11 protein-coding genes are annotated in these 13074 nt (G+C 68.7%); 7 read left to right on the top strand and 4 right to left on the bottom strand.

What is annotated here, in order from left to right; genetic code table 11:
* The first annotated feature begins 11 nt into the window (after positions 1–11).
* The 5 genes from HWX00_RS22635 to HWX00_RS22615 all read left to right on the top strand — a co-directional run bounded on the left by HWX00_RS22635 (position 12) and on the right by HWX00_RS22615 (position 5514).
* On the top strand, positions 12–950 hold the full coding sequence (locus HWX00_RS22635; protein ID WP_034187645.1) for an ABC transporter permease subunit: 939 nt from the start codon (positions 12–14) through the stop codon (positions 948–950).
* A 13-nt stretch (positions 951–963) separates the two neighbouring features.
* Positions 964–1866: an ABC transporter permease gene (locus HWX00_RS22630; RefSeq protein ID WP_034187646.1), complete on the top strand. Its 903-nt coding sequence runs from the start codon at positions 964–966 to the stop codon at positions 1864–1866.
* A gap of 1 nt (position 1867) precedes the next feature.
* The gene (locus HWX00_RS22625) at positions 1868–2860 is read left to right on the top strand and encodes an ABC transporter ATP-binding protein (protein WP_034187647.1); all 993 of its coding nucleotides are present in this window, start codon (positions 1868–1870) and stop codon (positions 2858–2860) included.
* A complete protein-coding gene (locus HWX00_RS22620; protein ID WP_034187648.1) occupies positions 2857–3876 on the top strand; it encodes an ABC transporter ATP-binding protein in 1020 nt (339 codons plus the stop codon). The genes HWX00_RS22625 and HWX00_RS22620 overlap by 4 nt, the downstream gene beginning before the upstream one ends.
* Positions 3877–4041: 165 nt before the next feature.
* Positions 4042–5514 (top strand): OprD family outer membrane porin, encoded by a 1473-nt coding sequence (locus HWX00_RS22615; RefSeq protein WP_049029118.1) that lies wholly within the window; start codon positions 4042–4044, stop codon positions 5512–5514.
* Positions 5515–5568: 54 nt separating this feature from the next.
* Here the strand turns inward: HWX00_RS22615 and HWX00_RS22610 are convergent, their stop codons facing one another.
* From HWX00_RS22610 to HWX00_RS22600, 3 genes are all read right to left on the bottom strand, one after another.
* Positions 5569–6561 carry a DedA family protein/thiosulfate sulfurtransferase GlpE gene (locus HWX00_RS22610; RefSeq protein ID WP_034187649.1) on the bottom strand — a complete coding sequence of 331 codons (993 nt, stop codon included), beginning with the start codon at positions 6559–6561 and terminating at the stop codon, positions 5569–5571.
* Positions 6562–6715: 154 nt separating this feature from the next.
* On the bottom strand, positions 6716–6985 hold the full coding sequence (locus HWX00_RS22605; protein WP_034187650.1) for a hypothetical protein: 270 nt from the start codon (positions 6983–6985) through the stop codon (positions 6716–6718).
* Between the two features lie 274 nt (positions 6986–7259).
* Positions 7260–9581, bottom strand: coding sequence for a phosphocholine-specific phospholipase C (locus HWX00_RS22600; protein ID WP_175027405.1), 2322 nt, complete (start codon positions 9579–9581; stop codon positions 7260–7262).
* Between the two features lie 580 nt (positions 9582–10161).
* Between HWX00_RS22600 and HWX00_RS22595 the strand changes: the two genes are divergently transcribed.
* The gene (locus HWX00_RS22595) at positions 10162–10662 is read left to right on the top strand and encodes a GNAT family N-acetyltransferase (protein ID WP_175027406.1); all 501 of its coding nucleotides are present in this window, start codon (positions 10162–10164) and stop codon (positions 10660–10662) included.
* Positions 10663–10922: 260 nt separating this feature from the next.
* Entirely contained in the window at positions 10923–12524 is a 1602-nt protein-coding gene (locus HWX00_RS22590) for a thioredoxin family protein (RefSeq protein ID WP_059559137.1), read from the top strand.
* Between the two features lie 39 nt (positions 12525–12563).
* On the opposite strand, the gene HWX00_RS22585 is transcribed toward HWX00_RS22590, so the two are convergent.
* The gene (locus HWX00_RS22585; protein ID WP_034187851.1) at positions 12564–12818 is read right to left on the bottom strand and encodes a DUF4148 domain-containing protein; all 255 of its coding nucleotides are present in this window, start codon (positions 12816–12818) and stop codon (positions 12564–12566) included.
* Positions 12819–13074: the final 256 nt, after the last annotated feature.

Genomic DNA, 13074 nt, shown 5'->3' with positions numbered 1-13074 from the left:
GCGGAGCGATCATGCTGGCCTACGCATTGAGGCGCACGTTGTGGGCGGTGCCGACGATCCTCGCGGTCGTCACCGTCTGCTACCTGCTGCTGCACTTCACGCCCGGCGGTCCGTTCGATACGGAAAAGCAGTTGTCCGCCGCGACGCTCGCGAACCTGAACGCGAAGTATCACCTCGACCAGCCGCTGTGGAAGCAGTACCTGATGTACCTCGATTCGCTGCTGCACGGCGATCTCGGTCCGTCGTTCCGCTACGTCGACTGGTCGGTGAACGACCTCGTGAGGAAGGCGCTGCCCGTGAGCCTCGGCGTGGGCGGCGTGTCGATCCCGATCTCGATCGGGCTGGGCGTGCTGCTCGGCACCGTCGCGGCGGTGCGCCGCGACAGCTTCATCGACCGCATCGTGATGCTGATCGGCAACGTCGGCAACGTCGTGCCGCCGTTCGTGCTCGGCCCCGTGCTCGTGTGGATCTTCGCGATCCTGCTGAAGACGTCGGCCGGCAACGGCTGGCTGCCGGCCGGCGGCTGGGGCGACGGCGGCTGGCAGTACCGGCTGCTGCCGATCGTGCTGCTGACCTTCATCAACATGTCGCTGCTCGCGCGCGTGATGCGCGGCTCGATGATCGAGACGCTGTCGAGCAACTACATCCGTACCGCGCGTGCCAAGGGCCTGCCGGGCTCGACGATCGTGCTGCGCCATGCGCTCAAGCCCGCGCTGATGCCGGTCGTGTCGCTGTTCGGCACGGTCTGCATCTCGTCGATCACGGCGGCCGTCGTCACGGAATCGGTGTTCGCGCTGCCGGGCCTCGGCCAGCTCGTCGTGAACGGCGCCATCAACCGCGACTACACGCTGGTGCTCGGCCTCGTCGTCCTGACCACCGTCTGCGCGGTGCTGTTCAACCTGCTGGTCGACCTCGCGTATGCGTGGCTCGATCCGCGCATCCGTTATTGAGCGAGGCACCGCGATGACTCCGACTACTCCCGTCGTCGGTCTGCCCGTGCAGACCGATTCGCCGCCGCGTTCGCGCTCGCCGCTCGCGCTCGCGATGGCGCGTTTCCTTCACAACCGCGCAGCCGTGTTCAGCCTCGTGCTGCTCGCGCTGATCACGCTCGCCTGCTTCGTCGGCCCGTGGCTGCTCGCGGCCGATCCCGCCGCGAGCGACTGGGGCGCGATCAGCCTGCCGCCGACCTGGGCGAACCAGCACTGGTTCGGCACCGACGAGCTCGGCCGCGACCTGCTGGTGCGCACGCTGATCGGCGGCCGCGTGTCGATCGAGGTCGGCGTGCTCGGCACGCTCGTGTCGGGCCTGTTCGGCGTCGCGTGGGGCGCGACCGCGGGCTTCGCGGGCGGCCGCGTCGACTCCGTCATGATGCGCGTCGTCGACATGATGTACGCGATCCCGTACCTGCTGATCGCGATCCTGATGATGACCCTGTTCGGCCGCTCGTTCATGCTGGTCGTGCTGACCATCAGCGCGTTCTCGTGGATCGACATGGCGCGCGTCGTGCGCGGCCAGACGCTGTCGCTGCGCAACCGCGAGTTCGTCGACGCGGCGCGCGCGATCGGCGTGACGCCGGCCACGATCGTGCGGCGCCACGTCGTGCCGAACCTGCTCGGCGTGGTCGTCGTGTACGCGACGGTCTCGGTGCCGGGCATCGTGCTGACCGAGTCGGTGCTGTCGTTCCTCGGCCTCGGCGTGCAGGAACCGATGACGAGCTGGGGCGTGCTGATCCAGGACGGCGCGCAGAAACTGGAATCGATGCCGTGGCTGCTGCTCGCCCCGGCCGTCATGCTGTGCGTGACGCTTTATTGCGTGAATTTCGTCGGCGATGGCCTGCGGGATGCGCTTGACCCGAAGGATCGTTGAGATGGCCGCATTGCTCGAAGTAGACAATCTCGGCGTGCGCTTCACGCGCAAGGATGCCCCGCCGATCGACGCCGTCAGCGGCGTGTCGTTCTCGCTCGAAGCCGGCAAGACGCTCGGCATCGTCGGCGAGTCGGGCTCGGGCAAGAGCCAGACCGTGATGGCGCTGCTCGGCCTGCTGGCCGGCAACGGCACGACGACCGGCGTCGCGCGCTACCGCGGCGACAACCTGCTCGACATGGACACGCGCGCGCTGAACGCGGTGCGCGGCGACCGGATCGCGATGATCTTCCAGGATCCGATGACGTCGCTCAATCCGTTCCTGACGATCGAGCGGCAGATGACCGAGACGCTGCAGCTGCACCGCAAGCTGTCGCGCAAGGAAGCCACGAAGCGCGCGATCGAGGCGCTCGAATCGGTGCGCATTCCCGACGCGGCGCGACGCATCCGCATGTATCCGCACGAGTTCTCGGGCGGCATGCGGCAGCGCGTGATGATCGCGATGGCGCTGCTGTCCGAGCCGGAAATCCTGATCGCCGACGAGCCGACCACCGCGCTCGACGTGACCGTGCAGGCACAGATCATCGACCTGCTGCGCGAGCTGAACCGCGAACGCGGCACCGCGATCGTGCTGATCACGCACGACATGGGCGTGGTCGCCGGCCTCGCCGACGACGTGATGGTCATGTACTCGGGCCGCACCGTCGAATACGCGCCGGCCGAATCGATCTTCGCGGCGCCGTCGCATCCGTACACGATCGGCCTGCTCAATGCGCTGCCGCGCCTGACCGACGCGGACGATGCGCCGCTCGTCGCGATTCCCGGCAATCCGCCGATGCCCGGCACCGCGCCGGCCGGCTGCGCGTTCGCGAAGCGCTGCACGTATGCGGAAGAGCGCTGCGGCGCGGCGCGCCCCGCGCTCGAAACCTATGGCGCCGCGGGTGCGGTGCGCGCATGCCACCGCCCGGTGGCCGATCTGACGGGAGGTCTGCGATGAGCGTCAATGAACGCCGCGATGCCGGCGCGACGGACGACACGCTGCTGTCCGTCGACAATCTGAAGGTGCATTTCCGCGTGCCGCTCGGCGGCTATCCGTGGTCGCCGAAGGGCACGCTGCGCGCGGTCGACGGCGTGTCGTTCGACGTGAAGCGCGGCGAGACGGTCGGGCTCGTCGGCGAATCGGGCTGCGGGAAGTCGACGCTTGCGCGTGCGCTGATCGGCCTCGTGCCGATGACGGCCGGTACGGTGAAGTGGCGCGGCGAAGCCGTCACGCCCGATCACCTGCGCGGCTCCACGATGCGGCGCGAAGTGCAGATGATCTTCCAGGATCCGCTCGCGTCGCTCGATCCGCGCATGACGATCGAACAGGTCGTCGCCGAGCCGCTCGTCACGCACCAGGCCGGCCTCGGCCGTGCCGAGGTGCGCCGCCGCGTGGTCACGATGCTCGAACGCGTCGGCCTGAACGCGCATCACCTGCTGCGTTATCCGCATGAATTCTCCGGCGGGCAATGCCAGCGCGTCGGCATCGCGCGCGCGCTGATCGGCGCGCCGAAGCTCGTGATCTGCGACGAGCCCGTGTCGGCGCTCGACGTGTCGATCCAGGCGCAGATCGTGAACCTGCTTCGCGACCTGCAACGCGAACTGTCGTTGTCCTATCTGTTCGTTGCACACGATCTCGCCGTGGTGAAGGCGATCAGCCAGCGTGTGCTCGTGATGTATCTCGGCCGCGTGATGGAGTTCGGCACGCGGCATGACGTGTACGGCGTGCCGCAGCACCCGTACACGAAGGCGCTGCTCGATGCGGCGCCGACGCCGGAGCCGGCGCGCGAGCGTGCTCGCCGTCCGATGCTGCTGGCGGGCGAGATGCCCTCGCCGCTCAACCCGCCGTCCGGCTGCGCGTTCCGCACGCGCTGCCCGGTCGCGATCGACGCATGCGCGCGGGACGTGCCGCTGCCGGAAGTTCGGCAGGGGTCGGCGGCGCGTGTCGCGTGCATCCGCGCGGGCGTGGCGTGAAGTGAAGTAACTCGGCAAATAAAACCAGGCAGGTCAACAGGGGCAGTGGCGGCGCGAATGATCTTCGCGTCGCGGGTACAGGCGCGTCCTTAACCGGGCGTGCCGGGGGGCCGGGAGCGGATCGCGACCGGCGTGGACGGATATCAACACAAGACGAGAATGACGATGAAAAAACAGAAGACGATCGGGACGGCATCGAAGATGCTGCTCGCATGGGGACTGCCGGCACTCGCAGGCGTCTCGCTGACGGGCGTTGCGCACGCCGACGACGCGGCGCCCGCGCCGCTGACGGTCGCGCAGGCCGCGCCGGCCGCCGGTACGGCCGCGACCGTTGCGCAGGCATCGACCCCGAACGCCATCATCAACGCCGAAGCGAACCAGGCCGTCACGCCGCCGGACGAGCCGTCGGCGCAGTCGAAGTCGAATGGCTTCATTGCCGACAGCCATCTCGACTTCCTGTTCCGCAACTATTCGGACGTGCTCGACAGCAAGGGCGGACCGCATCGCCACGCGTGGGTCCAGGGCGCGATGGCGAACTTCGAGTCGGGCTACACGACGGGCCTGATCGGCATCGGCTTCGACGCATCGCTGTATGCGGCGCTGAAGCTCGACGGCGGCCAGGGCGCCGGCAGCATGGTGCACATCGCGAAGGGCGGCGGCGGCGGCAACCAGCTGGCGTGGGCGTACCCCGGCATCTACGACATCAAGGCGCGGATCTCGAACACGGTGGTCAAGTACGGTCTGCAGGCCGTCGACAACCCGTTCATGGAGCAGCACGACAACCGTGCGCTGCCGCCGACGTTCCTCGGTGCGACGATCGTCAGCAATGAATTCAAGAACGTGATGCTCGAGGCCGGCAGCTTCACGAAGACCAACGCGCGCGGCCACACGACGCTCACGAACCTGACGACGCAGTACGGTGGCACGCGTATCAATCGCCTGTCGTATGTCGGCGGCACGTGGGACTACTCGCCGAACGGCGAAGTCGCGCTGTATGCGAACCAGGCCGACGACGTGTGGCACCAGTACTACGCGTCGGTGAAGCACAGCATCGGCAGCCCGCAGACGATCAAGTGGACCGGCTTCGGCAACGTCTACTCGACGCACGACACGGGCGATGCGCTGCAGGGCAAGATCGACAACAACGCATACAGCCTGTCGGTGGCGGCGCAGCACGGCCCGCACGAGCTGCTGCTCGGCTTCCAGCAGGTGCTCGGCGACCAGTTCTTCGACTACCTGAACGAAACGAACGGCATCTTCCTGACCAACTCGATGGACGTCGACTACAACGCGCCGCACGAAAAGTCGCTGCAGCTGCGTTACACGTTCTACGGCAAGGAAGCGGGCCTGCCGGGCTTCAAGGCGATGGTCTGGGGCGTGACGGGCTGGGGTGCGGACGGCAGCGCGGGCGCGGCCAACGACCCGAGCAAGTCGAGCATCTACTGGAGCAACGGCGCGCCGGTGCAGGGCCGTCACCACGAGTTCGGCTTCATCCCGTCGTACACGTTCCAGAGCGGCAAGCTGAAGAACACGAAGGTCACGTTCATCGCGATGTGGCACAACGGTTCGGCACACTACTCGGACGCGACGAACAGGGAGTACCGCCTGGTCGTGAACCTGCCGCTGCACGCGTTCTGATCGACGGGGGCATCGCGCCCCCCGCATCGCGCGGCCGGCCTGCGGGCAGTGTGCTCAGGCCGGCTTGTGCAGCCCCGCGACCGGATCGTTCGCCGCGGGCATCTCTTCCGCGAGCGACGTGAGCTGGCGGCCCGTGTCGCGCCATGCGTCGAGGCCGCCGCGCAGCGCAAGCGCATCGGTGAAGCCCGCGTCGAGCAGGCGCTTCGCCATCAGCGCGGCCGTCACTTCGTTCGGGCACGAGCAGTACACGACGAACTTCTGCGAGAACGGATAGCGCGCGACGATGTCGGCGATCTGCCGCTCGTCGGCGAACTGGGCGCCGGGAATCGAGAACGGGTCGAGCTTGCGGTGCTCGGGCGAGCGCACGTCGAGCACCACCGGCGCGGTGTCGTCGCGCAGCAGGGTGTCGAGTTCGTCGACGCCGATCCGCGCATGGGCGAGCTGGCGGATCAGCGCGCGGCGGCGCATCCAGCGCACGGCCGCATAGATTGCCAGCAGCGCGACGATGACCAGCAGCACCGCGCGGCCGAGCCGGCTCGCGCCGGCGAACAGCCAGTCGATCTGCCGGTAGAACACGATGCCGGCCGCCAGCCCGGCGATCGTCCACAGTGCGGCGCCGAGCGCGTCGTAACCGGCGAACGTGCGATAGCGCGTGCCGAGCGCACCGGCCATCGGCACCGACACGAGCGACAGCCCGGGAATGAAGCGGGCGACCGCGAGCACGCGCACGCCGTAACGGCCGAAGAAGCGTTCGGTCTTTCTCACGCAGGTATCGCGCGACAGCGACAGCCGGCAGATCGTCTTCAGCGTCGTGCCGCCGTAACGGCGCCCCGCGACGTACCACACGGTGTCGCCGATCAGCGCACCGAGCACCGACACCGCCACCACCGTCACGAGCTGCGAGCCGATCATGTCCGGGTGCATCCCGGCCATCGCACCGAACAGCACGAGCGTCGGCATCGCGGGCACCGGCAGGCCGATGGCTGCCGCGAGCACGTTGGCGAACACGAGAAGCGGCCCGTACTGGGCGACGAGGTCACGGAGCATGACGGCTGGCCGAAAAGGAAAGGCGTGGGCAGGAAACGCAGATGGGCCGATTATCGGCCTTTTTCAAGACAACGGCGGGAATGACGGAAAGCGCCTGACGACGGCAGGGGGATGTCGGTGAGCCGGCGCGCTGCGCGTGGCTCACCGACCGGAATCAGGAGAGGGTGCGCGCGAGCGAGGCGGCGCCATGGTTTTCGCCGGGCAGCTCGGCGCCGTGCGAGCGGATCGCCGCGATCAGTTCGGCCGGCGTGATCTCGTAGCGGACCTCGCGGTGGATGCCGGGCTTGCGTTCGTCGATCTCGATCAGCAGCACGCTTTTGCCGTCGCCCGTTGCTTCCAGCCGGAGCGAGCGCAGTTCGCGGCCGTCGGCCGGATCGTGTTCGGTGAGCAGGGTCATTGCCCCGGATGAGCCGGTAGTGCGCATCGAACCTATCCTCGTATCGTGTCGTGGATGCCGTGACGGCAAAGATGTCTTTGTTGACTACAGCTTGACGCAGTTTAACGCGAACGGGCCGCAAGACGGAGCATTTTCGTGCGGTGAAATGAGGGCTACACCACCCATCCTTCTGATGTTTGAGCCATGCGGGGCGGGCGTTTCAGCCGGATCGGCCGCCGCCGCGGCCGGCGCGCGACCGGCGTTCGCGGCCGCGCCGGCGCGGGCGGCGACACGCGGTGCGATGCGTGTCGCCGCGGTGCCGTCAGAAGCGGTCGGCGAGACCCATCGCAGGGTCGCTGACCGAGTGGCGGCCGGTTTCGACGCGGCCGGCCACGCGGCGCGAGAAGCTCGCGTCGCTGTCGGCCGTGACGATGAAGTCGTACCAATGGCCGGTCGAGTCGAGCGCCCAGTGCAGCTCGGCCTGGTCGCCGGCGCGTACCGCGACGGTCCACGTGGTACCGGTGCCGTGGCCGTGGCCATGGCCATGGCCGTGGTCGTCGTCTCCGCCGCGGCCGGACAGCGGCCCGTAGACCTGGTTCGACTTCACCGTGAAGCGCACCGTGCCGCCGCCGTGGTTGCGCAGCCGCAGGTGCAGGTTGCCGCTCGCGCCCGCGTAGCCGACGCGCACTTCCGGATGCGGTGCGCGGGCGCCCGCCAGACGGCTCAGGTCGCCGGTGAAGCGGCGGTGATAGCCGTTCGGCCCGAGTACCCACAGGTCATATTTACCGCCATCGTCGGCGCGCGCGGCCCAGTCGCCGTGCAGCGTCTTGCCCGGCTCGACGACGTAGCGCTGCGGCAGGCGGTCGAGGTGGAGCTTGTCGTAGACGTGAAACACGGCGGCGGCGCGGCCCGTGTTCGCGAACTTCAGCGTGACCGTGCCGGCGCCGGCATCGGTGCGCGCGCTCGCATGCAGTTCGTACGGCAGCGCGCGCGACGGGCGCACGCCGGTGGCCTGCGCGGGCAGCACGGGCGCGGCGGGCGGCACGATCTTCGGGGCGGCCTGCTGCGCGGCGCTCAGCGCGTCGACCCGGCTTTTCGTCGTACGGCCCGCGAGCGTCGGCAGCGGTTCGTCGTTCGGCGTGCGGAAGTTGAACGCGCTCGTCAGATCGCCGCACACCGCGCGGCGGTACGCGCTGACTTGCGGCTCGGCGACGCCGAAGCGCTGCTCGAGGAAGCGCAGCGTCGACGTATGGTCGAACACCTGCGAGTTGACCCAGCCGCCGCGGCTCCACGGCGACACGACCCACATCGGCACGCGCGGGCCCGGGCCGTACGGACGGCCGTCGGTGGCCGGCTGGCTCGACGTGGCCGGCGTGAAGTCGTGGTATTCGACGGCGATGTCGGCGTCGCGCAGCGTATGGCCGCCCGCGAGCGTGCCGTCGGGGCGGCGCGACGGCACGGCCGGCGACGGCATGTGGTCGAAGAAGCCGTCGTTCTCGTCGTAGTTGACCAGCAGCACCGTCTTGCTCCACACCTCCGGGTTCGCCGTCAGCGCGTCGAGCACGGCCTGCACGTACCAGCCGCCCTGCGCCGGGCTCGACGGCCCCGGGTGTTCGCTGTACACGGACGGCGGGATGATCCACGACACTTCCGGCAACGTGCCGTTGCGAATGTCGTCGCGCAACGTTTCGAGAAAGCCGTACGGCATCGTGTTGCCGAAACCTTTCGCGAGCGGGCTCAGCGGATCGTCGATCGCCGGGTCGTAGAACGCGCCGGCAGCCGTCACCGGTTGCGTGATGTCCGTCGACGCCACGTACGCGGGCCGGCGCGCGGCCGGCATCTGCTCGATCGCCGCGCGCCAGTGGCGGAAGCTCATCATCTCGTTGCAGCCGAAGTTGTCGATCAGGCTCTGATAGACCTTCCAGCGCACGCCGGCCTGCTGCAGCCGGTCGGCATAGGTCGTCCAGGTCCAGCCCTGGCTCGACGGGCCGATGTCGTTGCCGCCGTTGAACTGGTTGTTCAGCGCGGCGATCTTCACGCGGCTGCCGTCGGCCGGGCTGATGCCGTTCGGGCCGTTGGTGCCGCTCCAGTAGAACAGGCGGTTCGCGATCGTGCCCGTATGCATTCCGCAGTGATAGTGGTCGCACAGCGTGAACGCATCGGCGAGCGCGCGCTGGAACGGTGCTTCCGCGGCGTCGTAATAGCCCATCGACAGCGGCGTCTTCGCGTCGGGCCAGCGGTTCATCCGGCCGTGATCCCAGGCGGCCTGCGCATCGGCCCACGTGTGCGGCGTGCCGCCCGCCCGCTGCGCGTTGCCCTGGCTCGCGTCGAGGTGATACGGCGTCACGGTCGCGGCGGGCGTCGCCTTCGTGTACGACTGGTAAAACACGTCGCGGCCGTTCGGCGACGGCACCGCGAAGCGGTCGCCGTAGCCGCGCACGCCCTTGAACGTGCCGAAGTAGCTGTCGAACGCGCGGTTCTCCATCATCAGCAGCACGACGTGCTTGACGTCCTTGATGGTCCCCGTTTCATGAAACGCGGGAATGGCGAGCGCGCGGCGGATGCTCGGCGGAAACGCGGACAGCGCGGCGGCGGCGAGGCCGGAAGCGGCGGTCTGTTGAAGGAATCTGCGGCGTGACGTCATGGCGTTCGGATCCTGTGAGGGTGGGAGCGTTCGTGACTTCTTCTGGGGGCGCCCGTGCGTCGTCCCGCAAGGGACGATCCGCGATGCGTGTGCGTTCGGTGCGCCGGCCGCCGGTGGCTCAGGTGCGCGCATCGCGTTCGGCAGACGGTGTCGCACCGAGGCGGCGGCCGTCGTCGCGATCCCGCGCACCGCGCGCTCGTGATGCGCGGGGCAGGGTGTCGGCACACGCCGGCCCGGTGCATGCCGGGCTGGGCGGCGCCCAGTCTAGGGAGGCGACATGACGTCGACGTGATGAAGGCGTGACATCGCGTGTCGCGTTGATGACGTTGCGTGCACAACGATTGGTGCCGGCGCGATGCGTGGTCGAAAAAGGTCAGGAATTACCGGTCGCCGCATGCGCGACCGGGCGGATTTTTCCGATTTTCGGACGAGTCGCGGGATCACTTCGTTGCGGATGCAACCCGGCGTGAGGCGACGTGACCCCCATGTTTCAAATGCATGAAATCGGATAAGCTCGACACGTTGCTGCGCATACGCGCAGTCCGCGCCTGCAGCGCGCCTTTCCGGAACCGGCCCACCCATGACCGACATCTCGATCCGGCACAGCGAGACGCACGACGTCGACGCAATCCGGCAAATCGCCGCGCATCCCGCGGTGTACACGAACACGTTGCAATACCCGTTTCCGTCGCTCGAAAAATGGCAGAAGCGGATCGAGAACGTGCACGAGCGCGGCGTGAGCCTCGTGGCCGAAATCGACGGCACGGTGGTCGGCCATCTCGGCCTGCACTTCGAGCCGAATCCGCGCCGGCGCCATGCAGCGGGGCTCGGCATGATGGTCGACGCGGCCCGTCACGGGCACGGCATCGGCGGCCGCCTGCTCGCGGCGGCGATCGACCTCGCGGAAAACTGGCTGAACATCACGCGTCTCGAGCTGACCGTGTTCACCGACAACCGCGCGGCGATCTCGCTCTACGAGAAGCACGGTTTCCGGATCGAAGGCGAATCGCCGGACTACGCGTTGCGCGACGGCGTGCACGCGCCCGTGTATCACATGGCGCGGCTCAAGGCGCGGCAGTGATGCGCCTGCTGACACGCATGTGACCGCGCGCGCGGCCACGATTCCGCGTGTCATATTCATTCGAGAATTCGTTCGTTTTCCACTGGCTTCACGCGTCGTATCGTCGAACGATTTACCGGTCGCCTCGGCCGGCGTTCGCTGTTCCGATTCGATGCATGCGCGGCGTTGCGCGCCGGCCGGCTTCATCGTCACGGCTTCCCGGCCCTCGTTTCGTGCGCCGCCCTTTCTCGCAACCGTCTCCTTCAACGGAACCCGCTTCGATGAAAACCGCTCTCCGGAATCTGACTGCCGCCTGCCTGTTCGCCGCCGCCGCGGGTGCGGCCTTTGCCGCCGCCACGCCCAGCGGTGCCCCGGTGGCGAGCGCATCGCCCGACGGTACCCATCTGCCGCCCGGCATCGCGTGGCAGCACGGCGACGTCGATGCCGCGTTCGCGCTCGCGAAGCGCACCGGCAAGCCGCTGCTGCTGTACTGGGGCGCCGTGTGGTGCCCGTCGTGCAACCAGGTGAAGTCGACGATCTTCAGCCAGCAGGCCTTCAAGACGCGCTCGTCGTTTTTCGTGCCCGTCTATCTCGACGGCGACACCGAAAGCGCGCAGAAGCTCGGCGAGCGTTTCAAGGTGCACGGCTATCCGACGATGATCCTGTTCCGCCCGGACGGCACCGAAGTGACGCGGCTGCCGGGCGAAGCCGATCTCGACCGCTACATGCAGGCGTTGTCGCTCGGGATGACGGCGGCGCACCCGGTGCGGCAGACGCTTGCCACGGCGCTGAAGAACGGCGCGTCGCTGACGCCCGACGAATGGCGCCTGCTGGCCGACTATTCGTGGGATACCGACGGCGCGCTGCCGGTGCCGGCCGATCGCGTCGCCGAGACGCTGCAGTCGCTCGCGCAGCGCGCGCGGGCGGCCGGCGCGAAGGCCGAAGCGGCGCGCTTCGCGTTGAAATCGGCGGTGGTTGCCGCCTCGGGCGATCCGGCGCAGGCCGGTGCGCTCGACAAGGCGGCGCTCGCCGAATCGCTGCGCGGCGTGCTGCACGATCCGGCGCTGTCGCGCGCCGATTCGGACGTGTTGGTCGCGGCGCCCGCACGCGTGGTCGCGTATCTCGGCGGCGGCGACGATGCGCCGCGCGCGAAGCTGCGCGGCGCGTACGACACGGCGCTCGCGCGCCTGTCGACCGACACGACGCTGTCGTCGATCGACCGGCTGATGGCATTGCACGGCCGCGTGCTGCTCGCGCGCGGCGACGCGCGCAAGGGCGCGCCGCTCGACGCGCCGGCGCTGGCCGACACCGCACGCAAGCAGATCGCCGCGTCGGTGCAGGGCGCCGCGAACGCGTACGAGCGGCAGGCGCTCGTCAGCGAAGGCGCGGACACGCTGACCGACGCGGGGCTGTACGACGAGTCGGATGCGCTGCTGAAGGCCGAGCTGCCGCGCTCGTCCACGCCGTACTACTTCATGTCCGGGCTGGCCGCGAATGCGAAGGCGCGCGGCGACAAGGCCGCCGCGCTCGACTGGTATCGCAAGGCGTACGACGCGGCGAGCGGGCCGGCGACGAAGCTGCGCTGGGGTGCCACCTACTTTGCGAATGCGGTCGAACTGGCGCCGGACGATTCGGCCCGTATCGAGGGCATTGCCGCGAACGTGCTCGCGCAGGCCGACAAGACCCGCGACGCGTTCTACGGAGCGAACCTGCGTGCGTTGACCAAGGTCGTCACGCAACTGAACCGCTGGCGCGGCAGCGGCGCACACGATGCGTCGGTCAGGTCGGTCGTGAAGCAGTTCGACGGCGTATGCGGGAAACTGCCGGCGGGCGATCCGCAGGCAACGGCATGCGCGAAGCTGATCCAGCCCGTGAAGGCGTAACGGCGCAGGGATGCATCGCCGGGCGGGCCGGACGCCGGATTACTGGCCCGACTCCGACGACGCGCCGCGATCGCTGCCGTACCCGGCGGCGTCGTGCTGGCGGGCAATCTTCGCTTCGGCGGAAACGATGCTGGCCGGGTAGAACCAGTCGCTCGACTGGAAGCCGGCCTGCTTCAGCGCCTTGACCTCGGCGCGGACCTGCGCGCGCGTCAGCGGCTGGTTCGACTGGGCTTGCGCGGCGAGCGGGGCCGAGATGGCAAGGGCAATGGCAACGGCTTGGATCAGGCGCTTCATGATCGGGACCTCCAGGATTCCGGTGAATCGCTGCACTTCGTTCGTCGAAGCGCCGCGCGACGTTGAACCCAGTGTAGGCCGGAGCACGCGTGCGAAAAATGCGGTCGCGCCCAACGCAGTGTTTTGTTGCGGGTAACAATGGGTGTGCGGCGGCGCGCCGGATGGCGGCCTGGGGGGGGCGGCGCAAATGCGCGGCGGTGCGGATCGACCGCGGCCGACGAGCGGAGAAATGAAATCGGACCGGATGCGATTTCCG

Origin of the sequence: Burkholderia seminalis DSM 23518, assembly GCF_902832885.1 — a bacterium.
GTDB classification, from domain to species: domain Bacteria; phylum Pseudomonadota; class Gammaproteobacteria; order Burkholderiales; family Burkholderiaceae; genus Burkholderia; species Burkholderia seminalis.
The sequence above is the reverse complement of the archived record's forward strand: the minus strand, read 5'-3'. Positions and strand labels throughout refer to the sequence as shown.

Bases quoted from the DNA above. Each gene is read 5' to 3' on its own strand.
- HWX00_RS22590 (WP_059559137.1), top strand. From the start codon at position 10,923: ATGAAAACCGCTCTCCGGAATCTGACTGCCGCCTGCCTGTTCGCCGCC.
- HWX00_RS22625 (WP_034187647.1), top strand. From the start codon at position 1,868: ATGGCCGCATTGCTCGAAGTAGACAATCTCGGCGTGCGCTTCACGCGC.
- HWX00_RS22605 (WP_034187650.1), bottom strand. From the start codon at position 6,985: ATGCGCACTACCGGCTCATCCGGGGCAATGACCCTGCTCACCGAACAC.
- HWX00_RS22600 (WP_175027405.1), bottom strand. From the start codon at position 9,581: ATGACGTCACGCCGCAGATTCCTTCAACAGACCGCCGCTTCCGGCCTC.
- HWX00_RS22585 (WP_034187851.1), bottom strand. From the start codon at position 12,818: ATGAAGCGCCTGATCCAAGCCGTTGCCATTGCCCTTGCCATCTCGGCC.
- HWX00_RS22630 (WP_034187646.1), top strand. From the start codon at position 964: ATGACTCCGACTACTCCCGTCGTCGGTCTGCCCGTGCAGACCGATTCG.
- HWX00_RS22610 (WP_034187649.1), bottom strand. From the start codon at position 6,561: ATGCTCCGTGACCTCGTCGCCCAGTACGGGCCGCTTCTCGTGTTCGCC.
- HWX00_RS22620 (WP_034187648.1), top strand. From the start codon at position 2,857: ATGAGCGTCAATGAACGCCGCGATGCCGGCGCGACGGACGACACGCTG.
- HWX00_RS22635 (WP_034187645.1), top strand. From the start codon at position 12: ATGCTGGCCTACGCATTGAGGCGCACGTTGTGGGCGGTGCCGACGATC.
- HWX00_RS22615 (WP_049029118.1), top strand. From the start codon at position 4,042: ATGAAAAAACAGAAGACGATCGGGACGGCATCGAAGATGCTGCTCGCA.
- HWX00_RS22595 (WP_175027406.1), top strand. From the start codon at position 10,162: ATGACCGACATCTCGATCCGGCACAGCGAGACGCACGACGTCGACGCA.